Origin of the sequence: Streptomyces sp. NPDC020898, from assembly GCF_044333925.1 — a bacterium.
GTDB lineage: Bacteria > Actinomycetota > Actinomycetes > Streptomycetales > Streptomycetaceae > Streptomyces.
Genome location: NZ_JBIRRV010000012.1, coordinates 190,960 through 215,595 on the forward strand (window position 1 = coordinate 190,960; position 24,636 = coordinate 215,595).

At 68.5% G+C, this 24,636-nt stretch carries 18 protein-coding genes and 2 pseudogenes; 3 read left to right on the forward strand and 17 right to left on the reverse strand.

All coding sequences use genetic code 11. From position 1 onward, the window contains the following. Positions 1–78: 78 nt before the first annotated feature. Positions 79–7,497: a type I polyketide synthase gene (locus ACH4TV_RS32400; RefSeq protein WP_398404394.1), complete on the reverse strand. Its 7,419-nt coding sequence runs from the start codon at positions 7,495–7,497 to the stop codon at positions 79–81. Between the two features lie 806 nt (positions 7,498–8,303). Between ACH4TV_RS32400 and ACH4TV_RS32405 the strand changes: the two genes are divergently transcribed. Further along, positions 8,304–8,903 (forward strand): hypothetical protein, encoded by a 600-nt coding sequence (locus ACH4TV_RS32405; RefSeq protein WP_398404396.1) that lies wholly within the window; start codon positions 8,304–8,306, stop codon positions 8,901–8,903. Between the two features lie 143 nt (positions 8,904–9,046). On the opposite strand, the gene ACH4TV_RS32410 is transcribed toward ACH4TV_RS32405, so the two are convergent. The 8 genes and pseudogenes from ACH4TV_RS32410 to ACH4TV_RS32445 form a co-directional block, all read right to left on the reverse strand. After that, positions 9,047–9,358 carry an aldehyde dehydrogenase family protein gene (locus ACH4TV_RS32410; RefSeq protein ID WP_398404398.1) on the reverse strand — a complete coding sequence of 104 codons (312 nt, stop codon included), beginning with the start codon at positions 9,356–9,358 and terminating at the stop codon, positions 9,047–9,049. 41 nt (positions 9,359–9,399) lie between these two features. Then, on the reverse strand, positions 9,400–9,765 hold the full coding sequence (locus ACH4TV_RS32415; protein ID WP_398404400.1) for a winged helix-turn-helix transcriptional regulator: 366 nt from the start codon (positions 9,763–9,765) through the stop codon (positions 9,400–9,402). A gap of 259 nt (positions 9,766–10,024) precedes the next feature. Continuing rightward, a pseudogene (gene istB, locus ACH4TV_RS32420) lies at positions 10,025–10,794 on the reverse strand (IS21-like element helper ATPase IstB). After that, positions 10,791–12,209: an IS21 family transposase gene (gene istA / locus ACH4TV_RS32425; protein ID WP_398404402.1), complete on the reverse strand. Its 1,419-nt coding sequence runs from the start codon at positions 12,207–12,209 to the stop codon at positions 10,791–10,793. The pseudogene istB and the gene istA overlap by 4 nt, the downstream one beginning before the upstream one ends. A 58-nt stretch (positions 12,210–12,267) precedes the next feature. Then, positions 12,268–12,636 (reverse strand): hypothetical protein, encoded by a 369-nt coding sequence (locus tag ACH4TV_RS32430; protein WP_398404404.1) that lies wholly within the window; start codon positions 12,634–12,636, stop codon positions 12,268–12,270. A 46-nt stretch (positions 12,637–12,682) separates the two neighbouring features. After that, on the reverse strand, positions 12,683–13,321 hold the full coding sequence (locus tag ACH4TV_RS32435; protein WP_398404597.1) for a hypothetical protein: 639 nt from the start codon (positions 13,319–13,321) through the stop codon (positions 12,683–12,685). 221 nt (positions 13,322–13,542) lie between these two features. Then, positions 13,543–14,103 carry a TetR/AcrR family transcriptional regulator gene (locus ACH4TV_RS32440; RefSeq protein WP_398404406.1) on the reverse strand — a complete coding sequence of 187 codons (561 nt, stop codon included), beginning with the start codon at positions 14,101–14,103 and terminating at the stop codon, positions 13,543–13,545. Positions 14,104–14,552: 449 nt separating this feature from the next. Next, positions 14,553–14,912, reverse strand: a complete 360-nt coding sequence (locus ACH4TV_RS32445; RefSeq protein WP_398404408.1) for a cyclophilin-like fold protein — start codon at positions 14,910–14,912, stop codon at positions 14,553–14,555. A gap of 178 nt (positions 14,913–15,090) precedes the next feature. Here ACH4TV_RS32445 and ACH4TV_RS32450 point away from each other — a divergent pair. Next, positions 15,091–15,418, forward strand: a pseudogene (locus ACH4TV_RS32450) (helix-turn-helix domain-containing protein); the annotation flags it as partial. A 76-nt stretch (positions 15,419–15,494) separates the two neighbouring features. Here ACH4TV_RS32450 and ACH4TV_RS32455 read toward each other — a convergent pair. The 8 genes from ACH4TV_RS32455 to ACH4TV_RS32490 form a co-directional block, all read right to left on the reverse strand. Then, positions 15,495–16,502: an alpha/beta hydrolase fold domain-containing protein gene (locus tag ACH4TV_RS32455; protein WP_398404410.1), complete on the reverse strand. Its 1,008-nt coding sequence runs from the start codon at positions 16,500–16,502 to the stop codon at positions 15,495–15,497. 172 nt (positions 16,503–16,674) lie between these two features. Beyond that, positions 16,675–16,938: a hypothetical protein gene (locus ACH4TV_RS32460; protein ID WP_398404598.1), complete on the reverse strand. Its 264-nt coding sequence runs from the start codon at positions 16,936–16,938 to the stop codon at positions 16,675–16,677. Positions 16,939–16,950: 12 nt separating this feature from the next. Then, the gene (locus ACH4TV_RS32465) at positions 16,951–17,106 is read right to left on the reverse strand and encodes a hypothetical protein (RefSeq protein WP_398404412.1); all 156 of its coding nucleotides are present in this window, start codon (positions 17,104–17,106) and stop codon (positions 16,951–16,953) included. 116 nt (positions 17,107–17,222) lie between these two features. Then, entirely contained in the window at positions 17,223–18,245 is a 1,023-nt protein-coding gene (locus ACH4TV_RS32470; protein WP_398404414.1) for an alcohol dehydrogenase catalytic domain-containing protein, read from the reverse strand. A gap of 59 nt (positions 18,246–18,304) precedes the next feature. Beyond that, positions 18,305–19,741 (reverse strand): carboxylesterase family protein, encoded by a 1,437-nt coding sequence (locus ACH4TV_RS32475; protein ID WP_398404415.1) that lies wholly within the window; start codon positions 19,739–19,741, stop codon positions 18,305–18,307. Positions 19,742–20,260: 519 nt separating this feature from the next. Next, positions 20,261–20,518 carry an alcohol dehydrogenase catalytic domain-containing protein gene (locus ACH4TV_RS32480; protein ID WP_398404417.1) on the reverse strand — a complete coding sequence of 86 codons (258 nt, stop codon included), beginning with the start codon at positions 20,516–20,518 and terminating at the stop codon, positions 20,261–20,263. A 42-nt stretch (positions 20,519–20,560) separates the two neighbouring features. Next, positions 20,561–21,790 (reverse strand): NAD(P)/FAD-dependent oxidoreductase, encoded by a 1,230-nt coding sequence (locus tag ACH4TV_RS32485; protein ID WP_398404419.1) that lies wholly within the window; start codon positions 21,788–21,790, stop codon positions 20,561–20,563. A gap of 57 nt (positions 21,791–21,847) precedes the next feature. Continuing rightward, positions 21,848–22,687, reverse strand: a complete 840-nt coding sequence (locus tag ACH4TV_RS32490; protein ID WP_398404421.1) for a citryl-CoA lyase — start codon at positions 22,685–22,687, stop codon at positions 21,848–21,850. 214 nt (positions 22,688–22,901) lie between these two features. Between ACH4TV_RS32490 and ACH4TV_RS32495 the strand changes: the two genes are divergently transcribed. Further along, positions 22,902–24,608, forward strand: a complete 1,707-nt coding sequence (locus tag ACH4TV_RS32495; protein ID WP_398404423.1) for a PucR family transcriptional regulator — start codon at positions 22,902–22,904, stop codon at positions 24,606–24,608. Positions 24,609–24,636: the final 28 nt, after the last annotated feature.

Below are 24,636 nucleotides of genomic sequence, written 5' to 3' on the forward strand. Positions count from 1 at the left end.
TGGCCCCGTTCGTTGCCGATGAGGTTGACGGTGGTCTGGAGATCCGCGGCGGTCGGCATGCGCGTGGCATACGGGTCGTCAAAGGGTGAGGATCTCGGTCTCCCCGGCGTATTCCGCCGTACTGTCATCGGTCGCGACAACGCTCTTGAGGGTGAGCTGCCGGCAGATCAGCTCGACCACGTCCGTGACCGTGTTACCGGCGAAGAGGAAGTGCGGCGGCACGTCGGTGGCGAAGTCCGACAGCAGCCGGTTCCGAAGCCTGACAGCCATCAGCGAGTCGAGGCCCAGCTCGTTGAGGCGCACATGCGAGAACGTCGGCTGCAGCTCGTCGCGTTCAACGGAATCCAGCCCAAGCAGTTCCCCGACACGGTCGAGCAGCGCGCCCTGTACAGCTGCCCGGGCGGCGGCCGGGTCCTGGAGGACGAGCAGGGCAGGCGCCACAGCATCCTCCTTTTCCTCCCGGTGGGTGTCCACCCGCCCGGCCGCAAAGGCCGGAACCAGATCGCCGAGCAGGGTGTAGGGGAGCCGGCTGATCCGGAAACGCTCCCACCTGTGCCAGTCCACCTCCGCCAGGCCGGCCGAAACGGAGCCGTCGGAGATCAGCGCGCCCAGCGCGGACAGTGCCCGCTCCGTGCCGATGCCCGCGATTCCCTGGCGTGCGAGCCGCGCCAGGAGTTCGGGATGTGCCGCCATCCCGGCCTCCGACCAGGGCCCCCAGTTGACGCTCAGTGCCGGCCGCCCCTGGTGGTGCCGATACTGCGCCAGGCCGTCCAGGAAGGCATTGGCGGTCACATAGTTGGACTGCCCCGGGGATCCGATGAGTGACGCAAGTGAGGAGAACAGCACGAACAGGTCCAGGTCGAGATCCTCGGTCGAGCGGTGCAGGTTCCAGGCACCGCGCACTTTGGGATCCAGCACCGGGCCGAAGCGCGCCCAGTCGAGCTGGTCCAGGAGGGCGTCGTCATGAACGCCCGCCGTATGCACCACGCCTCGCAGCGGCGGCAGTTCACGGCGCGCCCTGCCGATCAGCTCTCGTACGGCCTCCGGATCGGCAACGTCCGCCTGCCACAGTTCCACCCGGACGCCCCGGGCACGCAGGGCGATGACCTCGACAGGCGGTTCGGCGGGCGGGGTACGGCCGGCCAGCAGCAGGTGGCGCGCGCCCTGATCGGCCAGCCAGGTTGCTACGGCGAGGCCCAGGCCGCCGTATCCTCCGGTGACCAGGTAGCAGGCGTCGTCCCGGATGCGGACCGGCTTCGCTCGCCGTTCGACCGTCGTCTCCTGGAGACGTGCCTCCGACCAGCGACCGCCGCGCACCGCGAGGTGGCCGCAGCCCGGCAGGTCCACAGCGCGCCCGAGGATGTCCCGCAGCGGCGGCGCGGTACCGGAGGGGTCCAGATCGACCTGTACACACTTGAGGTCCGGGTATTCGGCGACGACCGTCCGGGCCGCGGCGGTGAGTACGGTCTGCGGGAGATCCACACCCGTGTCGGACCCGGGTACGGCCACCGCGCCCGCCGAGCAGAGGACCACCTCGGGCCGGCCGGCCGCGAACTCGCTCAGGAAGTACCGGAGGACGTCGAAGGTGCGCCGCGCGAGCCGGTAGGTGTCCTCGGCCGGGGCCCCCGAGGCCGTGGAGGGGCCGCCGTGCAGGATCAGGCCGGCGATATCGGCAGTTCGCGTCCGGAGCTTGGCGAACAGTCGTGCGATGCCCTCGGCGGAGTCCTGGTCGGCGTACAGCAGGTCGGGCAGGGAGGGCTCGTCGGGGCCGACGAGCAGACCGACGGCTGGGATGCCGAGGCCGGCCAGTTCGTCGCGCCAGTGCTGCAGTTTCTCCTGATCGGCTCCGCAGACCAGCCAGGTGCCCTGCCGTAGGGTCGTGCCGGTACCCGGTGCACGCCTGGTGAGGGGCAGCCATGTGGTCTCGTACCGGTTCAGCGGCGGACCGTCCGGACCTGTGAGCGCACCTGCGGTGACCGGTCGCAGCCGCATCCCCTCGACCAACGCCAGCGGTTCGCCGTGCTCGGACACGATATCCAGGTCGAGCAGGAGGTCACCGGAGCCGTCGATGGCGCGCCTGCGTGCGTGGGACCACACGTGGGAAGGCAGCTTGCTGTGGACGGAGATCCGGTCAACGGCGACGGGGAGCAGCAATTCGCCGTCGCCCTTCAAAAAGGCCGCGGCAACGTGGAAGCAGGCGTCGAGCACCACAGGATGCAGCTGGTACGCGTCACCATCGGGGGCCGCGTCATCGACCCGAATCTCCCCGAGCGCCTCGTCCTGCCCCCGCCAGAGGCTTTGCAGCCCTCGGAAAACCGGACCGTAGCCGAGCCCGAGTTCGTGCAGCGTTTCGTAGAGCGTTTGGGGGTTCTGCTCGCTCATCCGCTGCCGCAGCCTGTCCAGGGCGACGGGGCCGGGGCGCGGTGCCGCGGTGGGTGTCGCCGAGGCGACGGTGGCGTGTTCGGTCCAGCTTTTCGCGCCCTCCGCGCGGCTGAAGCAGCGCACCCGGTAGCCGTCCGCCGTGCTCTCGACGAGTGTCTGAACGCCGACCGGCGTTGCGTCGTGGAATGGCAGGAAGGCGTTGAAGGTGAGGTGCTCCAATGTCCAGGAGCCGGCGCCCGCCACCTCGCTCAGCGCGGCGTGCGCTCCTTCGGCCATCGCCGCCGCGGGCAGCACGGCAGTGCCCCAGACCCGGTGCTGGTCGAGGAACCAGGGCCGCTCGGCGTCCAAGGTCTGGGTGAACCACCGGCCTTCGGTTCCGGCCAGGTCGACAGGGGTGCCCACGAGTGGGTGGGATGTGCCGTCCGGCTTGCGGTACCAATAGCGGTTGGTGGCCAGCGGATAGGGCGGCAAGGGTACTGGCAGGGGCGGGGGGACCTGGTCACCGAGCCGTTCACGCAGCACGCCGGTCCAGTCGACGTTCCCGCCCCGCACGTACCACTGCGCCAGGCTGCGCTGGAACCGCTGGTCATCGACGTCTTCGCGGTGCAGGCTGGGCAGGCAGGCAGAGCCGGGCAGCATGCGTTCGGCGAGGGGGCTGAGCACTGGATGAGGCCCGCACTCCACGACCGTCGCGCAGCCCACCCGGGCGAGGGTGTTGAGTGTCTTCGCGAACCGCACTGGTTCCAGGCAGTGGCGGGCGAGGTAGCGGGCCGTGAGGGTCTTCACCGGCTCGCCGGTCAGGTTCGACAGCAGCGGGATCCGTGGTGGCCGGAAGGTGATGGTGGCGGCGAAACGCTCGAACTCGGTGACCGCTTCGCTCATCAACGGTGAGTGGAAGGCCCGGCTCCCGTTCAGCCGGGTCACCCGCGCGCCGCGTTCCCGCCATCCGTCGACGATTTCGGCGGTCGCGGTCTCGCTGCCGGACACCACCACATCCTCCGGCCCGTTGTAGGCCGCGACGGCCACCTCCCGACCGGGGACAAGTTCTCCGAGCAGTTCCGCGAGCAGTTCCTCGTCGGCGTGGACGGCGTACATCGAGCCCGGCGCCGCGAGGTCCTGCATGCACCGGGCACGCGCGACGACCAGCCGCAAAGCGTCCGTCAAGGTCACGGCCCCGGCCACACAGGCGGCCACGTACTCGCCGAGGCTGTGCCCGAGTACGTAGTCGGGACGAAGGCCGCAGGCTTGCCACATCGAGGCGAGCGCGTAGTCGACGACGAACACCGCGGGCTGTGCGTACAGCGTCATGTCCAGATCGACCTGTTCGCCGGGGGCGTCGCAGAGCGTCGGCAGCAGCGAGGCCCCGAGTTCGGCGCGGATGACCGCGTCGCAGCGGTCGACTGCGTCACGGAAGGCCGCATGCCGGAAGTACAGCGCCTTGGCCATGCCGCGATATTGCGAGCCCTGCCCGGTGAACAGGAGCGCTACAGGGCCGCCGCCCTGCCGGTCCGCGATGCCGACGGCCAGTTCGGAGGAGGGCTCACCGCGTCCGTAGCCGTCCAGGAGCTCCGCGGCTTCGTCGGCCGACCGGGCGAGTACGGCCAGCCGGTGGTCGTGGTGGGTACGCCGTGCGCCGGCGGTGTGCGTGATGGACGGCAGCGGCAGATCACCGGCCGGCCGCGCGGTGAGGAGGTCCGCATAGCCCTCGGCGAGCTGTCGCAGGGCCGATCGGCTCTTGGCGGAGATCGGCAGTATCGACCATGCCGTGTCACCGCTGATGGGCCTGGGGGCCTCCTGGCGCGGAGCCTCGGAGAGGATCACATGGGCGTTGGTGCCGCCGAAACCGAAGGAACTGACTGCGGCGGCCCGCTCGGATCGGCTGTCCGGCCACGGTGTGGTGGCGGTTGGGATCCGGCACCGCGAACCCTCCAGGTCGATGTACGGGTTGAGCAGACTGAAGTGCAACGAAGCGGGTATTTCTCGGTGTTGCAGGCACAAGGTGGTTTTGATCAGGCCGATGATGCCGGCCGCCGCCTCCAGGTGACCGATGTTGGTCTTCACCGAGCCGACCCACAGCGGACTGCCGTCGGCCGCTTCGTAGACCGTGCGCAGTGCGGCCATCTCGATCGGATCACCGAGAGGGGTTCCGGTGCCGTGGGCCTCGACGTAACCGATGTGCTTCGGGGGTGTGCCGGCGGCGGCGAGTGCCGCCAGCATCACCTCTTGCTGGGCGGGCCCGTTCGGTGCGGTGAGGGTGTTGCTCTGTCCGTCGGAGTTGACGGCGGAGCCGCGTACGAGCGCATGTATCCGGTCGTGGGCCCGGCGGGCGTCGCGGTGCCGCTTGAGGACGACGACACCACAACCTTCGCCTCGGACATAACCGTCCGCGTGGGCGTCGAAGGTCTTACATCGCCCGTCGGGTGCCAGCATCCCGGCCTTGGCGAAGACGGTGGTCAGCGCCGGGTCGAGCAGCAGGTTGACGCCTGCGACGATCGCGGTGTCGCACTCGCCGTGCTGAAGGCTGCTGCAAGCCTGGTGCAGAGCGACGAGAGAGGATGAGCAGGCCGTGTCGACGGCCTGGCTCGGGCCGCGCAGATCGAAGTGGTAGGAGATGCGGTTGGCGGCGATGCTCAGCGCGGTACCAGTACCGTCGTGGGCGGTGGTGCCGGCGCCGTCGCGTGCCTGCAGCTGACGGTAGTCGTTGGTGCTGATGCCGACGAACACGCCGGTGCGGCTGCCGGCGATCGCGTCCCGGGAGACTCCCGCGTCCTCCAGTGCTCGCCACACCGTTGTCAGCAGGAGGCGCTGCTGCGGATCCATGCTCTCGCCCTCGGTACGCGAGATCCCGAAGAAGCCCGGGTCGAACTCGTCGACGCCGCTGATGAAGCCACCGAAGTGGGGCTGGCCGTCATCGAAACGGTAGCCCAGCCGTTCACGCTCCGGCGGGATCTCGCGCAGTGCGTCCCGGCCCTCGGCCAGCAGTTCCCAGAACTCCTCCACCGAACCCGCTCCCGGCACTCTGCATGCCATGCCCACGATGGCCGTTGGTTCGGCCTTGCCAGCTCGCTCATCGACGACTTCCGCGGTGCCGGCCGCGGCAGTCACCTCTGGCACGTCCGCCAAGAGCGCGTCCGCCAGCCGCGCGATGGTGGGATGGTCGTACATGTCCGTCGCCTCCACCGGTCGCCCGAGGTGTTCGGACAGTTCACCGGACAGGCCGACCAGCGACCCGGAGTCGAGGCCGAAGGCGCCGAACGGTGCGTCGGCCGAGACGTCCTTCGGCGCGATCTTCGTGCGCTCGGCGATGCGGCCCGCCAGCCAGGCGACGAGGGCTGCGTGGGACCCCGGGGTGTCGGCCCGTGGCGGGCGCGCGAGTGTTCGGGCCACAGCACCGTACGCCGGGAAGGTATGGAAGGGGGAGAGTTCACCCGCCAGATAGAGCTGCTTGGTGGTCTGACGGCGTACCTTGCCGCTGGAGGTAACGGGCAACTGTGCCGGGCGCAGCAGGACGATCGCCTCAGCTGCCAGCTCGTGTTCCTCAGCGACCGCGAGCTGGACGCTGCGTGCGATGTCTTCCGGGTCCGTGGTCCGGAAGTGCGATCGTGCCAGTTCGCTGACGATGACCAGCCGCTCTTCCCCGTCGATGTCAACGGAGAACGCGACACCTTTGTCGCGAGGGAGCGCGGGATGTGCCTCGGCGACGGTCAGTTCGATGTCCTGCGGGTAGTGGTTGACGCCGCGGACGATGATGAGATCCTTGCGGCGGCCCGTGATGTAGGTATGCCGGCCGATGCGCGCTCCCAAGTCACCCGTACGCAGAAAGGGGCCGCGGCCGTCGGCCAGACGCGCGCCGAAGGCCTGCTCCGTCTCGTCCGGTCTTCCCCAATAGCCGGGGGTGACCGTCCTGCCCGCCAGCCAGATCTCGCCGGAGAGCCCGTCCGGACAGGGTTCGCAGGTGTCCGGGTCGACGATCAGCAGTTCAGTGTCGAGCGAGACGTTGCCGTTGCTCGGGAGACGGCGGCTTGCCGGGTAGCCGTCAGGTACTTCCTTCAGTCGCCCGCGACTCAGCTCCTCGATGTCGAAGGAGGTGATGGTCAGTGGATCCCGGCAGGCACGGACGGTCACCGCGAGCGTCGACTCAGCCATGCCATAGCCGGGGGCGAACCGCTCGACGCTGAACCCGTAATGACTGAAGTCGGATGCGAACCGTTCCATCGACTGTGGACGTATGGGCTCGGAGCCCATCACGAGCAGCCGCAGGCTCGACAGCTCGAGGCCGGCTCGGTCCTGCGAACCGATGCGGTCGCAGCACAGGTCGAGGGCGAAATTCGGGCCGAAGGTGATGGCTGCCCGGTAGCGGGTGACTGCCGTCAGCCAGCGCAACGGCTGCTGGACGAAAGCGACCGGAGCCATCATCACGTTCGTGGCACCCACGGTGAGCGGATACAACAGGCCTGCGACCAGGCCGAAGTCATGAAACATCGGCAGCCATGACACCGACACCTCGTCTTCACGAAGCTCCAATGCGTGGTGCAGAAGCCGCAGTTGGTGCATTACGTTGCGCTGCGTGACCATGACACCGCGCGGCGTGCCGCTGGAGCCGGAGGTGTACTGGAGATAGGCGACGCCATCAGGGTCGATCTCGGGCCGTGCCCACTGCGAGGGAGCCGCGGCCGTGAGCTCGTCCGCAGTCATCACCGCGCAGTCCGCGGGAAGTTGGGTGCGCAGGGCATCGGCGCGTTGTGCGGCGACCACGGCGAGCCTCGGGGCGCAGTCCCTCACGATTCCCTCCACGCGCTCTCCCCGCCTGCTCTTGTTGGGAGGGAAGGCGGGAACCGCGACGGCATTCGCGTAGAGGCATCCAAGGAAGGCCACCGCATACTCGACGCCTTGCGGGAGCATGATCAGGACGCGCTCACCCGCGAGCCCTTCGGTTTGCAGGTGAGTGGCGAAACTGCGGGCACGGCTGTCGAGTTGGGCGAAAGTGACCGCTTCCGCCTCGCGCTCGCCGTCCTCCAGGCCGATGATCGCCACCTTGTCCGGCAGACGTCGCGCACCACCCTCAGTCGCTTCGACGATCGACTCAGCGCCCCACACCTGACCAGTCAATGCCATGTCTCCTCCTGCGCGGTCACGGGTGTCCATGGCCGCCCGAGATCTCGGTCGCGCCGCGTCCGCGCCGACCGTCCTGACGTGCGAAGTGAAAGAATTCGAATTCAAGCGACGACTGCCCGGAATTTGCTACACGCGTCACGGAATTAACGGCCGGAGATCCCGGGGCTAGGGGCCTGACATGCAACGCGACGCCGACACGAAAGAGGGGGTTCGGGAGCTGAGAATTTATGGAATCGACGCGTTCTGAGTATGACCAAGATATCGGCGCACTGGGCCGAACGCCCCGTCATGCAAGCTATAAAGCGGTTTTCACGTCTGTGATCATCCTGTGTGCGGCTGAGCACACCATGTAGCGACTGCCGGTGTCAAGAGATGTTGAAACCTACAGCGAAAATCGTTTGTTAGTGCCCTGAACCGCCACGGATTGAATGGAGGCGCTGGGTCGGTATGTGAGCTTTTCTATCATTTGGGATGGTCGATTCGGCGCCGGGAGTGCTACGTGGTGGGGGTCGGTCCAGGTGGGGTCTAGGGGTTCAAAAGATGGTGCGACTGGGCGGGAGGGTGGCTGCGTGGTCGTGGACGAGCAGCGTCAGCTATAGATGCAGCGGACAGGTTCTGGCGGTCGTGTCGGACGGTTAAGTATCTAGGGGGTTGATGTCGAACGGCTAATCAGATCAATAGCCGCACTCGTATTGACAGTTGCCAATTGGAGCTGATCACAATGCCCCTCCGCACATAGATCCCCAAACCAAGAGGTAGCCGAGATGCTGATTCAACACATAGGCCGACTCCGCCGCGCAATTGTCATGACGAGTGTGGCGGCGGTCTCCCTCCTGGCGTTCACGGTGCCTGCGTCGGCGCATGCGCCGGTGGTGCTTGACGCGTGCGACACAGTGCCGAAGACCTCTCCGCTGATCCCCGTCGGAACGGACCCGATCGCGTTCTTCAGCGTGCTGCCGCACGCTGGTGCCCACCGCGCGGCGCAGTTCACGATGAAGGCCGGGGAGCAGTTGAACGTCAGCTACGGCATTCCGGACTTGGCCCCGGAGAACGGGCTGACCACGGACAGACTGCCCGTGGTAGTCCTCATCGCGCCCGACCACTCGGTCACGGTGCTGAAGCCGGACATCCGAGTCCCGCAGCACAACAGCCATCTCAACCAGGACCACCTGTTGCTGAACAACCACTCCACTACGGCGGTCGCCGGCACGTACTCGCTGCTGGCGATCGGCCGCGCGCCGTCCCGTATTCTCGTCGGCACCGGCGTCGAGGACTCAGGATTCCACGGGGTGCTGCGCGGCTCGTTGGCCACCGTGGACCAAATCCAAGAGTGGTACTCCACCCCGCCGACCCATGTGAAGGCACGGTGCGCGACCACGACGAGACCGTGGCTCACCCAGTCATAAGCACTCGGTCACGATCCACCGTGTGCAGGCGGGCTCCCACCCGCCTGCACACGGTTCGCTGTGTGCCCGCGGGCGGCCCGAACCTGATCCCGGCGGCCATCCCAAACGGATCCCGATCGCGAAGCCTGCCACGAGCCCGAGCACTATTGATCCGAAACGGTAAGGGGCCCCGCTCGTTGAGGGTCTGTCAAACATTCGCGCACCAGATCGGCCACCCGGTGCAGCACACGAGCGCGCTCGCGGGCAGGCGTCCGGGGCCACGGCCCTGCGTCGAAGGCCACGCGGGCGGCGGCCACTACGGCGGCGAGATCGGCCCCATCCGCCTCCGCGACGGTGGTGACGACTTTGCCAGTGGACGGGTCGATGACGTCGCGCCGCTCCTTGGGCTCCCCGTCCCGCCACTCTCCGCCGATGAACAGCCTGCCCGGTTCGATGTGCGGTCGCTGCACGCTCATGCCCGCTCGCCTCCCGGTGCGGCGCGAGGCCGTCACCGTACTCACGCCGGGCGCGCCACTGCGGCCGGCTGCCAGGCTGACCTTCGGCGAGCTCGCCGCGGAGTCACATAGCTGCGCGCGGGCGCTGCAGGGGATTGGGGTCGGTCCGGGTGACAGGGTGGCGACCCGGATGGGCAAGAGCACCGACCTGTCGAGGACGGCTCGCAGTCCCTCACCCAGAGGGGTGAGCCGGTACTCGACCCGTGGGGGGGGATCTCCGCGTAGGCGGTGGGCGTGACGATGCCGTACCTCTCGAACTGGCGCAGCCGGCTGGTCAGGGTGTGTGGGCTGATGCCGGGCAGCGCGTCGCGCAACTCTGTGAAGCGGTGGGGGCCGCGCAGAGTTCGCGCACGATGAGGGTGGCCCACGGCCAGTCGAACAGGGTTATGAACCGGGCACGCCGCACTCTGGGAGACGGTCAGCAGTCATGGTGCGTGTCGTCGCAGCTCTCGCCGCCGCGGGTAAACCTGTGACCGCTCTGACCCGCAACGCGGGCACCGCCGTGCACGGCGGTGCCCGCGTGCTGGCCGTCGACTACTTCTCCACCGCTGACCTGACCGTTGCCTACCGTGTGTCCAGGTACTCCTCTGAGTGCACAACCGAGTACGAAGTTATGTGCACCACTGCTCAGGCCACGTCGGAGTCCCGCTCGATGGCCTGGAGGCGGTTCTTGAGCCGGTAGCTGTTGCCGTTGATCGAGACGACTTCGCAGTGGTGCAGGAGCCGGTCGAGGATCGCGGTGGCGAGGACCTCGTCACCGAACACCTGTCCCCATTCGCTGAAGGTCTTGTTCGAGGTCAGGATGATCGAGCCCTTCTCGTAACGCTTGGAGATGACCTGGAAGACCAGGTTCGCCTCGGCGCGTTCGAGGGGCTGGTAACCGACTTCATCGACCACGAGAACGCCGGGCCGCAGGTAGGAGCCGAGTTTGCTGGTCAGCCGCCCCGCAGCCTCGGCGGCCGTGAGATGGCGGACCATGTCGTCAAGGGTGGTGAAGTAGACCGAGAACCCGGCCCGGCAGGCCGCGACCGCCAGGGCGACCGCGATATGGGTCTTGCCCACCCCGGGCGGACCCAGCAGGGCCGCATTGGCCTTGGCCTCGACGAACGAGAGGGTGGCCAGGTCCTTGACCTTGCGCGGGTCGAGGTCGGGCTGGAACGAGAAGTCGTAGTCGTCCAGCGTCTTGTGGTGCGGCAGCTTGAGAACAGCAAAGACCGGCGGAAGCGGCGGTCGTCGCGGACCGCGAGTTCCTCGGACAGCACCAGGTCGAGGAAGTCGAGATAGCCGAGCTTGCCCTCCTCGGCCCGGCGGGCCAACTGGTCCAGCCCGTCGGCGAGATGGGGCAGGCCGAGCTTGGTGGCCGTGGTGCGGATGCGGTTGCCGGTCAGCTCGCTCAAGACGATTCCTTGCTCTGGGGGCGGGAGTTGAAGGGCCGGGTGCCGGTGAGTTCGTCATAGACCGACAGCGGCCGGCGGCCGACCTCGATCCGGGTGGCCGCGGCCCGGTTGAGCAGAGCCTGGAGCGGTCCGCTGTCCTGCCCGGCAGTGCTGTTCCGCTGCGGCGGCAAGAAGGACACCTCGGTCGTGGTCCGCCGGTTGTTCCCCTCGGGCAGCCCGCTCCAGTGACTCTCGTCAACGACGCGGACACCACGGCCGACAGCCCTTGCATGGACGGCCAGCAGGCTGTCGCCGCCAGCAGTCGGAGTGGCCGAGTGCAGGCTGATCTGCGACTTGGTGGCCCGGACCTCCACCAGTTGGCGGGGGCGGACCTTGCGCGCCGGGACCGAGTAGAGATTGCCGTCGAAGGCGACGAGGCAGTCCTTGCCCACATGCCGCAGCTGCCGTTCGGCCACCAGATAAGGGCTGGGCGGCAGCGGCTTGAGGGCCGCGTGGTAGCGGGCCGCCCGGTGCCCGATGACCTCGTGGTGGGTTGCATGGGTGCGGGCTTGTCGCTGCGGCACCCAGGCCATGAACGCGGCGTCCATCTCCTCGATCGAGGAGAAGGCCCGTCCGGCGAGCACGTGGTCGCGGACGATCAGGACCTGGCGCTCGCCCCGGCCCTTGCCGGTGGGCCGGTAGGCGGCCAGCACGTCGATGTCGAAGTCGTAATGGCCGGAGAAACCCACCGCTTCCGGATGCAGCGGGACCGCTTCACCTGGCGCGACACGCCGGCGCACGACGGTCTTGGTCCGGTCGTAGACGATCGACATCGGCACCCCGCCGTAGTGGGCAAACGCCCGCCGGTGGCAGTCGAAGAAGGTCTGCAGATCCTGACCCGTGGTGAAGCAGCAGAACGGGTCGCGGGAGTACGACAGAGTCATGTGGAACGAATAGACCTTCGGGATGCCCAGATGGGCGAGGACGCTGCCTTCGTCGCCCCAGTCGACCTGGGCCTGGGCCCCAGGCACGACCTCGAAGCGGCGGTGCATGCCCGCCAACTCCCTCGGCGCGATGCCCAGTTCCTCAGCGACTCGTGGACGGGCCTCCTGCAGATAGAGCTTGACCCGCTGGTAATTGATGGTGGAGCCGTAGTCCTTCACCAGGCGCTCGTGCACCACCGCACCCTTGATGAGGATCTCCGCCCTCAGCATCGCGTCGATCAGCGGCGCGACCTCGTCCACCGCCTTCTTGCGCGGCCGGCCGTTCGACACCCTCCTCGGCGGCGCGGCCGGGGCCTGCCCGGACAGATACTTACGGACCGTCTTCCGGTTCAGGCCCGTCTCCTTGGCGACCTCCGTCAAAGTCACCGCACCGGACTCGAACAGGGCACGAAATCGCCGGAGTTCCAACCAGCGTTGCGGATCCAAGACCATCGTCAGCTGCCCTCCGCCGCCCCTGACCAATCAGCAGCAGACTGCCGAGCAACAGGACTCACCGCCTCAACAAGCGGCCCTGTTCACTCGTACGTGACTGGCCGCGTTCACGTGTACGCCGACACACGGTGGCCAGTTGGCGCCGGTGGCCCTTCTCCAGCCGGGTCCGGCCTGCGGCGAGTTGGGCCCGCCCGCCGGTGTCGAGGACCGCCAGTTCGGCTTCCTCCCGGCGTGCGCGCAGGTCGAAGTGGCCCTGCAGGAGGAGGCGGGCCAGCTCCCTTGCCCCGTTCTCGGCGTCTTCCTCCACCCGCTCGTGGGGCAGGAGCAGTGCTTCGGGACGGGAGAGGGAATCGATGAGACAAGTGAGGAAAAAAGCGGCTCGGTCAAAGGGGTCAGCCGCCGCGGCGGCCGCATACGCTCCAGTCATCGGGCTCTCGCTTTTCGAAGCGTGCGATTGGTTGGCACCTTCGACGCTAGGGACGAGAGCCCGACCCCACACCGGCGCGGCGGCGCGCAGCGGAGGACCCGGCCTGCTCCGGCGCATGCCCGGCCGCTGCCAGGGCCCGGCACGGCGTGAACAGTCCCGGTTCCTCCTCCACCAGCCAGCCTCGCTCGACCAGCCGTTTCAGCTTCGACCGGAAGCCTTCCACCTTGCTCTTGTCCGTCGACAGACCCAGCGCGGCGCACAGGTGATGCGCCCGCATCGGGTGCACCGCGTCCTGGAGGACCTCGACGATGTCCCGGTACGCATCCGGCAGCACCCCCACGGCCAGTCCGGGCGTCCACTGCGGCACCAGCCGCACCCCGACCGGCGATCCCGCCGGCAACCGGTGCTCCTTCAACTCCGCCTCGCCCGCGTCCGCTTCCGCCCCGGCAACCGAGACCGCCTCGTCGCCGGACAGGATCTCGGTCATCGTCTCCCGTGTGATCTGCAGCCGCGACAGCGCCCCCTCCCGCTCAGCGAGACGCTTGGTCAACTCCTCCATCTGGTCCCGCAGTTCGGTGATCTCCTCCCGCGCGGCTGCCTCCCGCCGATCGAGCTCCTCCAGCCACGACACCATCGCCGCCTCCAAGACCACGTCCTGGGACACGACGATCCGCCCTCCGAGCACGAACGGCAACGGCGCACGGCATCACCAGCTCACCGCAGAAGAGCCGCACCCTGCCCGGAAAGGCGCCACCCACAGCTGGCCGAGGAAACCCGCTCGGCCGACACCCTGAACGTTCCAGGCCGCGGATGCCCGCCGGGCCTCGGTACGTCCATGATCAGTCAGCAGTGCCCGGTCATTTCCGCTCAGTGAACTGCCGGACGATTCTGGCCAGTCCTCTGCCCTCACCGGTCCGCGTCTTGTCGGGCAAGACCGTCGAGGATGACGTTCATCAGAGGCCGTGCCCTTGATCCCCACTCATCCCGGTCCAGTCGGCCGAGGTATGCAATGAGTAGGAGGACCCCCTGGGCGTCCACGTCTGCGCGGATGGAACCTGCCGCTTTCCCGGCATCCAGCAGGTGACCGAGGGCGCCCTCGATGGGGTTGTGGCTGTGGGCGACAAGGTCCTGCCACGCCGCCGCCTCAAGCGCTGCCAGGACGCCGCGCTTGATGTCGGCGTAGTCGATCACTCGGTCGAGCCAGTGACGCAGGGCTTTCGCAGGCTCGTGTTCCGCCAGCAGAGCGGAGGCGACGGCCACGAGTTCTTCGACATCGCGCCGGTAGACCTCGGCGAGGAGCGCCTCGCGGTGGGGAAAGTGCCGGTAGAGCGTTCCCTGTCCTACACCGGCGCGCTTGGCGATCTCGTTGAGGGGGACGTGGTTGGACTCGGCAAGGGCTGCGCGGGCGGCCTCCAGGATGCGGGTCCGATTCTGCGCCGCATCCCGACGGCGTGCCGGCGTACTCATAGGCCTCCTAATGTTCCGCCCACCACAAATGGACACGTGTCCGGCAGAGCGGGCCACGCACGGGAAGGCGGAAACGAGGAGGAGCCGGTGACTCCTGCCTTCGCTGCGGCGGTTGCCACATTTCCACGCCCTGCCCGTCGACAGCGTGCGCCTGTCGCGGGCCAGCTCCGCTCGCGCCTGCGGTGAAGACGACTGCATCGGCACCTTCCAGACGGGTGGCTGGAGTGTCTGCGCTGAGCGACGTCAGGTCGCCGGAAACGGCTCTGTTCCGTCGGATTCCAGGGTGTGCGCCTGCTCGGTATGGCGGTGAAGGCCCACGACTGGTCGCCCTGTTCGATGAGTTGTGCGGCGAGACGGGAGCCGACGCCGCCGGTCGCCCCGATGGCGAGGCCCGGGACACGGTCCCCTCCTCTCGTTGGTTAACGATCTAGATGGTTTCCGGCCGGGTCTCAGTCGACGGCCTCGATGGTGACGTCGACCGTGCCGTCGTACTTCTTCAAGGCATCGGCCCCCGAGTCGATCTCGCCGAGGACGATGATGCCGGGGTCGGGGATGGACTGGCCGTCGTGGTCATAGAAGATGGCGATGTCGGGACCGGGTGACCAGTAGGCGATGTTGCCGATTCCGTAGCTTGACCGCGGCTCGCCTCCTGCGGCGAGAGACCGGGGCAGGGAAGCGTACTTCTCGCGCTTGAGCAGGTCGTTCATCCGCAGCGTCAGTGGCAGCAGGGAGGCGAAGTCGCGTGCCGTCGCATTGTCGTCGAGGGTTGCGGTGAGGACGGTTTCTCCGGCGGTCAGTCGGATTCTCATATGGGTTCTGCCCTCTGGGGTGTTGTGGGAGTGATCGTTGGCGGCCGACACGTACGCCATGTTCATCGGGGTACCAGCTCTAGTTCCGCACGGACCCCGTGAAGGTAACTTCCACACCACCCCGATGGCAAGTCAATCCACTTACCATCGGGGTTCGGGGCTGGCCGGCCATTTGCCCGGCACAGGCCGCGCCGACAGGTACAGACGCTTCCTGGACGCCCTGGAGCTGCGCTTTCGCGAACGGCATCAAGCCGCGGACTACGCCGTACTGCTCGGCTGTTCGGTCCGCACCCTCAGTCGCGCTGGCCGGGACGCCACCGGCAAGGGGGTACGTGAACTCATCGACGAACGGCGCCTCCTGGAAGCCAGGCTGCCTGGGGTGCGCCCGGTGGGATGCCCGGACTGTGGCCGTCCACCTCGGCTTCACCGACATCGCGAACTTCGGCCGCTTCTTCCGCGACCACACCGTCCTCACCCCGTCCGTCTTCGCGGCCCGCGAAGCGAGGCCGACGCTTGACGGAAACGCGGCGGACCCGTCAGGAAGCAATGGCTGTCTTCGCAGTCTGCGCGTTGTCGCACCGCTCACCTGTCGAGAGCCCGCTGGATGAACTCCTCACGGGTCGCGTTGGAAGCACGCGACACAGCTGCATCACCGGCCAGCATGTCGAACCCGTGGAAGCCTCCGCCCCACATGTGGAGATCGACGCTCACGCCCGCCTCGGACAGGCGGCCGGCGTAGATCAGGATCTCGTCGCGGAACCCCTCCGCCGAGCCGGTGTCGATGTACGTGCGCGGCAGCCGGCTGAGGTCCTCGGCGCGGGCCGGCGCGACGTACGGCGACACCTCCGGGCCGCCGCGCCGCTCGCCCAGTACAGAGGTCCACGCGTACAGGTTGCTGTAGCGGTCCCATACGCCTTCGCGGTCCACCATGCGACTGCTGTGCGTCTCGAAGCGGTCGTCGAGCATGGGGCAGAGCAGAACCTGGTGGCTGAGTCTGGGAAAGGCGCGGTCGCGGGCGAGCAGTGCGGTTCCCGCCGCGAGACCGCCGCCGCCACTGATTCCGGTGATCATGAGCCGCTCGGGGTCGATACCGAGCTCGGCCGCGTTCTTCGCCGTCCACACCAGCCCCGCGTAGCAGTCCTCGACCGGCGCGGGATCGGGGTGATCCGGCGCCAGCCTGTACTCGACCGACACGACGACCGCACTCCCATCGATCACATGGGGAAGGAGATGACTCACGTGGTCCCGGCGTCCCCCCATGATCATCCCGCCGCCGTGGATGCTGAGGATGCCTCCCTTGGGGCCTCGGTCCTCGACGGGCCTGAGAATCAGCACCGTGATGTCCGGTGCGCCGTCCGGCCCCGGTACCTGGCGCTCCTCCACCCGCACTCTGCCGCCCGCCGTCAGAGCCTCCGAGTCCAACTCAGGGGAACCCGCGGCGATCTGCCGTCGGATCTCCGGCAGGGTCTCGTCCGACAGGGCCGAATAGGCAGCTCCCAACGCCTCCTCCTCGACGGGCGCGAGTTCAGGGTCCAACGGAGGCCGGGTGGTGAGGGCACCGAAAAAGTCTGCCGCTGTCCGGTCTGTCAACTGTTCTCTCCTTCGGGAAACGACGGGGTTTGTCGAGGTGACGGCCCAGTGTGATCAAGGTGTGGCCCCAAACTTGCCCGCAGGCGCGTCAGGGGCGTCCGTGGCTGACGTCGGGCAGAGCCAGGGACGCCCGGCGGGCGTGACGGAAACGCGGCGGAGGGCCCATTGACCGTCAGGAGGCGACGGCTGTCTTCGCGGTCTGCGTGAACGCCCAGTTGGAATGAACGATGTGCCACTCGCCGTCGATCAGCCGGTACGCCTCGGTGGCGTTCCAGGCGCGCAGTTGCCGTTCGTCGCCGTTGTCGTCGAGGACGTAGGTGTTCAGGTTGTAGGCCAGCACCGCGAAGTCACCGCTGTCGGCGACGCTCACCGCCGGATTGAGGTACTCACTGCGCACGATGTGCGGGTTCTTGTAGAGCGCGTTGATGTGTGCGATGACCTTGTCGCGTCAAACGACCAGTTCCTTGAGGACCGGGTCGAAGTAGCTGACCTCCTCGGCGTAGTTGTCGAGGTAGCCGTGGTTGTCGCCGACGCTCCACCGTGCGTTGAAGGACTTCTCCAACTCCAGGATGGTCGCGCTGATCTCCGCCTTGTCGACGCCCATGTCAGTTCCTGTGCCGGTTTCTCTTACGGATGCTGTGGCCGGCCGTTGTCGACCGTCGCGCATCGGGGGTGGTTGGTCGTCGTCTCTCAGCTGCCCGGGTCCCAGTCGTCCGGGTCTCAGTCGTCCAGGACGACGACGTGCTTGCCCGGCGTGGTGCCGGATTCGAGGTCGGCCTGGGCGTCGCGGACCTGTTCCAGGCCGTGGTAGACCTTCGCGACCGGGACGTTGAGGCGTCCTTCGGCGATGGCCTGGAGCTGGTGGGCGAAGACGTCGGCCGGGAGGTCGGCGGCCTCACCGCCGTAGGAGGTCAGCCGCACCCCGCCCGGGATCATGAACGGGCTGAAGTCGGGGATCGTCCACTGGCCCGCCAGGGCTCCGGTGAAGCAGACCGTGCCGTGGCGGCGGACGGTGCGGAGGGTGTCGGCGAGGACCGAGCAGCCGACCAGTTCCAGGGCGGCGTCGACACCCTCCGGCATCAGCTCGCGCACCCGGTCGGCGAGGGTGCCGTTGTCGACGAGGGGGTGGTCGACGCCCGCGGCCCGCAGTTCCCCGGCCCTCGCCTCGCTGCGAGTGGTGGACAGCACGGTCGCTCCGAGGTCCTTCGCGATCGTGGCCGCGCTCAGCCCGACGGTGGAGGTGCCGCCGCGGATCAGCAGCGTCTGCCCGGCCCTGAGGTCCAGGCCGCGGGTCAGGGATCCGTAGGCGGTCTGAAACATCTCCGGCAGCGCACCGACCAGGTCCCACGGCAGGGTGGTCTCGAACGGGATGACCTGCTGCGCGGGGACGGTGACGTACTGGGCGTACGCGCCGTCGTACGAGCGGCCCATGCCGCCCATCATCGTGGCCACCTGCTGTCCCGGTCGCAGGCCGCTGTCCTCGTCGGCGTCATCGACCACGCCGACGCCCTCGATGCCGGGCACACGCGGGTAGGTGACCTCAGCGTCCGACTCCCCCTTGCGGGTGGTGACCTCGGATTCGTTGACGCCGAACGCCTTGACCTTGATCCGCACCCAGCCGGGCTTGCGGTCAGGCACCGGGACGTCCTTGATCTCCAGTGCGTCCAGGCCGCCGGGCCGGGTGACGACGACGGCCCGCATCGTCACCGGTGCGGCACCATCGGCTGCTGTCGGTTGGCTCATGCCGAGTTCCTTCTCCTGTCCGGCCCCTGGGTGCGCTGTTCCGTATCGCCCGCCGGCCGTCAGGGGCGGGCGATGCCCTCCCACAGTTCGAGGACCTGCTGGTAGTGCGCGGTGCCCTCGAAGGGAGAGTTTCCGACGGTTTCCGAGGTGGGCTTGTCCGTGACGGCGGGCCACAGGCGGGAGTGCTCGCCGGTGGCGAAGTCGAGCACGATGTCGCGGATACGCCTGTCACGCTCGGCCTGTTCCGCGCTGCGGCCCGGCTGTTCCTGCCCGACCAGGGCGTACATCTCGGTGCCGTGCACCGCCGGCGCGCCCTCGGCAGGCCCGATCACCAGGAGGTGGGCGTTGCCGCCGGCGGCGGCGTGGGCCAGGGCACCGCGGGCGGCGGGGATCGCGAAGAGGTAGTCCGCCATGACCGCGGCGCGGACCTCGGCCGGGGTACGGCCGCCCTGGTCGTAGAAGTCGACGATCCTCTGCGCGCGGGAGCGGGAAATACGCCACCCCGCGACCTCGTCGACGACCCGGTCGACGGTGCCCGGGTCGAACCGGTCGAGGTCGTTCGCCACCCACCAGCCCATGTCGTCACTTGCCATGCTCAGCAGCACGTCGACATCGCGGTGCGCGCCCGAGGCGAGGACGTCCATGGGGTGGGCGTGCACCACCGCGCCGGGCTGCCCGATGTCCAGGACGACGCCGGTGGCCTTGTTGTCCACCCCGCCGCGGACTCCGAGGTCCGTCGGGAGGACCTTGCGCAGGGCGTCCCGCAGCAAGAGCGGGTCGAGGTCGAGCAGCTTCTCCGGGTTGTCCGCGACACCGAGTTCGGTGACGAACAGGCGTGCGAGTTCCTCGGCCCACCAGGCCGGGATGGAGCGCGCGGGCCCGCCGGAGAACCCGGCCAGGCGCCGGTACAGGCCGTCGGCGGAGGAAGCGCCGAGCAGCCCGAGGGAGGAGTAGGCGCCGCCGCTGTGGCCGTAGACGGTGACGTTGTCGGGGTCTCCGCCGAAGTGGGCGATGTTCCGCTGGATCCAGGTGAGCGCGGCGATGATGTCCTGGAGGAAGAGGTTGCTGGCCTCGGCGAGCTTCCCGCCGTACTGCGAGAGCGAGAGCGGGCCCAGGGCGCCGAGCCGGTAGTTGATGGACACGCCCACCACGCGCCCCGTCGCGGCGAGACCGGAGGCGTTCGAGGTGGTCTGCGTGTTCGCGCCGAACTCGAATCCGCCGCCGTGGACGTACACGGTCACCGGGAGCGCCTTGCCAGCCGGTTTCTCGGGGGCCCACACGTTCAGGTTCAGGCAGTCCTCGCCCATCCCGCTGTCCGCTTCGAGCCAGTCACCGCTGTCGGGCTGGACGGAGACGACACCCTTGCGGTCGTAGGGGAGGCCTGGATCGAAGTCCGCGACCACGGGGCGGCGGTACCGCTCGGCGGTGGCGTACGGGATCCCCCACCAGGACCGCACCCCAGGTGCAGTCGGGGCCTTGGGAACAGAGGCGGTCATGACGTGTCCTTCCAGCGCGATCCGGATGCTTCGCGCAGTGTGTCGGCGGTTGGTCCTGGTGACGTCACCCATCGTTCCCGGGGATCCGACAAATCGCCCGGCGGGCAGCGGTCACCTGATGGTCGCCAGGTGACACTTCGCCGCTCCTCTGCTTCGCCACCCGCGGCTCCTGCGCCCTCCCGCCCGGGACGGCACTCCGCTGCCCCTCCGCTGGCGCGGCCCCTCCGAATAGCCGGTCCTGCCTGCGCGCCTGCCTCTCCGGATCATCGCCGCCCGATGCAGGCTCGGTGGCGACGCCGTCTACGCCGGCTGTGACCTGCGTACGCGGGCTGAGGGCGAGGCTTATACTCCATCGCTGTCAAAGAGAGGATGCTGGGGCCGCTGGTGTGTCTGCCAGTGCTGGCGCCGCCCGGGGTCGTGTGTACCTGATGTAGTGGCGAATGGTGTGGCAGGTGACCAGGTATTCGTGGTGGTCCATGAGCTCTGTCCAGATCTGTCTTCCGTTCAGCCTTCTGCTGATCAAGCAGACGTGCCACGGTCGCCGGCCCGGAAAACGCCGGAGTCGGCACGGACGGTGCCCGGCACCTCCCAGCCGGGGATGAAGGGCAGTTCGGGGCGGGGCTGGTACTCCCCGCGCGTCCCCAGGAGGTCCGGGAAGGTCACGCCCGCCCATTCGACGTCGATGAGGACCTGGCCCTCCTGGGCCTCCGGTTCCGGAACCTCTCGTACGGCCAAGGCGTCCTGGCCCTCGAACGCGGTGAGGAGCGCGGCCCGCATCAGTACGTCCTCGCCGAAAACGTCACGAGTGGGTCAGGGCGGCTACCACGACGGGGCGGCGGAGTGCGCGGAGTGGAGTCCGGGCCGGTCGACGGCGAGCGCGGCCCGCAACGGGCTGGGCTCGTCGACGATCAACTGTGCGAGGATCTCGCCGCAGGCCGGGCCGCTCACCACTCCGTAGGAGTGACCGGTGTTGACGTAGACGCCTTCGACGCGGTCCACGATGGGCAGGTGATCGCGCGTGCGGCCGACCAGCCCCGCCCAGAGTCCGGTGACGCCCAGCTCACCGCGCCTGGTGCCGCGGTCCAGCGTCGTGTTGATCAGGGCGTGGGTGGCGGACATGCTGATGTGCGGGTTGAGGGAGCCCGTGCCGTCGATGCTGTTGCCGACCACCAGGGCCCCCTCGGTGTTCTGGACGAGCGTGTCGTCGTAGCCGAAGTCGCCGTCCGCGCCGGGTGGTTGCGGCGCGGCGAAGAGCCGGGGGTCGTAGCCGGCCAGGTCGGTCAGCGCCCCGCACCAGGCCACGCCACGCGGGCCGCGCAGGATGGGGCCCGGGGTGTAGGCGATCGGCTGAGTGACCAGCTGGCCCACCCGCGAGGTCTCGATCGGCAGCTCGATGCCTTCCGAGCGCAGGTTCACCGACCAGGCGCCGGACGCCCAGACCACCCCGCCCGCGTGGATGTCGCCGCGTACCGTCCGGACGCCGACGACCGTGTCGCCCTGCCGCAGCGTGCCCAGCACGGCGGTGTTCTCGTAGACCCGCACGCCACGGCGCAGGCAGGCGGCCCCCAGACCGCGGGCGAACGCCTGGGCGTCGACCTGCGCGTCGTCGGCACAGTGGATGGCGCCCAGGGCGGAATCCGGGAGCACCGGAGAGCGTCTGCGTGCCTCGCGCGCGTCGAGCAGCGAGATGTCGAGTCCGGCGGCGGCGCGGTCCTCGACGTACTCCTTCAGCACGGTCCTCTGCTCGTCCGTCTCGTAGAAGAACAGCCCGCCGTGGCGGCGGAACTCGAAGGTGGGACCGAGTTCCCGTTCGTATTCGGCATAGCGTTCCAGGCCGAGCCGGGCCAGCTGGAGTTCCGTGCCGGAGCGGCGCGTCTGGAGCCACATCGCCCCGGAGTTGCGGCCGGAGGCGCCGAACGCGAAGAAGCGCTGCTCGGCGATGATGACGTCGTATCCGCGCTTGCTGAGCTCGAACGCGGTGCACAGTCCCACGATGCCGCCACCGACAACGACGATGTCGGCGGTGTCGAGTGCTCGAAGCCGGTCCATGCTGTCTCCCTGCACGCCTGCGGTCCGGTAGATCTTACGAGGTGCCGTCGGCAGTGCTCACTGCGCGGCGGACCACCCTGCTTGCTTCAGGTCGGCGGCGAAGTCCCTGTCCCCCGCCATCTCATAGGCCACGTCGCGGTCAGGGACGATCCGCAGGGGCCTGGCCGCGGCCAGTTCCTCGGAGATGTGCGCCACCACACCGGGCAGGGTCGAGATCACCGCGAGGCCGGTCGTCTCCTCCGGTGTGAAGCCTAGGCCGACGAGCACCGCTGCCATGACACCGACGTCGTTGACCGGGATGTCGCTCTTGCCCGGCCGGGCGGTGAACGCGCGATGGATCGCCTCGTACAGCCGCACCGGCTCGGTCCATAGCCCCTCGTCGACAGCGAGGGACCGCAGAATCGCCGCACGAGGGTCGACCCGTTTGAAGACCGGGTGCCCGAGGCCTGGGATGCGCTGCCGGCGCTCGGCCATCGATGCCACCTCGTCGGCGGCGAAGGCCTCCATGTCCTTGCCCGACTCCTGGAAACGGGCGTGGGTGGAGGTGATGTACCGGGCTGTGTCCTCGGTGGCCAGCGTGTGCTTGCCCACCGCCATGGTCGCCGCGGCCAGACCGGCCACCATGCTCGGGTTGGCGGACACCACGTAGCGCGCCGCGACCGTGCCGGGCTTCTGCAGGGCGTAGTCCAGAACCGCCGTGAGCACGGCGTCCAGCACCCGGGTCTCCTGCGGGCTCGGCAACCGGCCCTTGATCAGGAGAAAGGAGGCAGCGGTGAAGGACAGTCCCCCGATAAGGTCCTCCAGGTCGTAGCCCCGGACGAAGACCTTCTCCGGCGTCACCTGGCTGACGGCCGACCGCCAGTAGGGCTCGTTCCCTCCGGGGTGCTGCGGCTCCATTTGTGTCTCCACCCAGTTTCGGCATCTGCTGAATCTTCCGCCTGACGCTAGCCCCGGCCGCGCCTCCACCCTATTGGGATTGTCATCACCGTACGGCGGGTTCTTGGGATATCTCCTGATCCCGCCTGACCGGATATGACCTACCCTGTCCGGAACGCAACGGTCCGCTGGTAGGTGGCTGAACGTTCCACATTGACCGTAGGGAACCTTCCAAATGACGCATGACGGGACTGGTTGTACGCTCGGCGAACTCCTGGGAAACGAGCGGTTGCGACTGACCCTCCTCGCCGAACGGGCGGGAGCGGAATCCCGCCCCGTGCACGGAGCCCGGCTGGCCTCGGGAACCGCCGGGCTCGCCGAGCTCGGTGAAGACATCGTCCTTGTGGCCTCGGCCCTGCCCGCCACCGGTGGTGACCTGCTCGCCGGTGTCGCCGACGCCCTCGCCCTGCCCGGTTCCCGGGTGATCGCCGTGCGGCTGCCGCCGGGAGCCCATCCCAAAGACCTTCAGCATGTGGTGGGCCGCCATATCCTGCTGGGCCTTCCTGCCGACATCGATCCAGCGGAACTCATCGCCGAGATCGCCCGGTCGACCACACGGGACGAGCAGGCACCGGCCAGACGTCTGACGTCGTTGCAGCGCTCGCTGACCCAGGCACTGGCCGAACCCGCCCCGCTCCGGGCGCTGACCGCTCGCGTCGCCAAGATCTGCAACGCGGTAGTCACGCTCGTCGACGGCCAGGGTGGCATCGAACATGCCTCGGGACCTTTGCCGTTGTCCCTGCTCTTCCCTGAGATCGTGCGGACCCGGAGCGAGGCCCAGAGGTTCACCGTCGAGGGCTGGTACGGGATGGCTGTCAGGGTCGCCACCAGCGATTCCGGCGGTGAGCGGACCGGCTGGCTCCTCGCGGCCAGCCGCCGCTCGGCCTTCCCGGACCAGTACGCGGAGGCCGCGCTGTACATCGCCGCCTCGCTCGCGGAGACCAGCCTCCAGATCGAACTCGTCGCCCAGCGCCAGGAACGGGCGGTGCGCAGCGCCGTGCTCGAAGAGGCCCTGGCGCTGCGTCTGGAGCGGCACGACGCCGAGCTGGCGGGCCGCATCGCCTCTCTGGGGCTGTCCTTCGGACAGGAGATGCGGGTGATCGTCGCGGAGCCTGCCCTCGGTGTGACCACCGCCCGGGACTCGGCGGCCCTGGAGTCGCTGCACGCGGGCCTGCAACGCACACTGGTCGGCGAAGGGCTCCCCCACCTTCTTGTCCTGCGGGAGTCCGCCCTGGTCGGCCTCGTGCAGTCTTCGTCGTCCGCCGTCAGACGTGCCATCGTCAAAGCGGGCACACCGGCGGAGGGCTTCCTGCTGGGCATCGGACGGGACGCGGCCGACGTCGGGCATGTGGTCGACTCGTACCACGACGCCCAACTCGCTCTCCGTGTGCTGCGCCGCGACGGCACGGGGCGGCGTCTGATGGCCTACGAGGAATTCGACTTCGCCACCCGTCTGTTCTCGGACGTCGGTCTCGACCGGATGGGCGAGTGGGCGAGGGAACTTCTCCGCCCCCTGGAGGACAACCAGACCATGTTGGCCACCCTCTCCACCTACTTCGAGCACCGGCAGAACATCATGACTACGGCCGACGCGTTGGCCGTACATCACAACTCACTGCGCTACCGCCTGTCGAAGATCGAGTCTGCCCTCGACCTGAGCCTGCGGGATCCATCGGCGGTCTCGTCCCTGTTCCTGGCGCTGACCGCGCTTTCCATGGTGGAGGCGGAATCCTGGGGCCAGCGCCGGATCAGGCCGATCGGCCGGGAGGAACAGAGCGGAGAGATCCGGGGCGCCGGGGCGACGGGCAGCGTGCTCGCCGACCCGGAACGAGGGCCGGCCCTTTCACCACGTTTCGGTGCGGCGCTCGGGCCGGAACGCTGACCGCGTTTCCTCATCGACAACCGGCTGA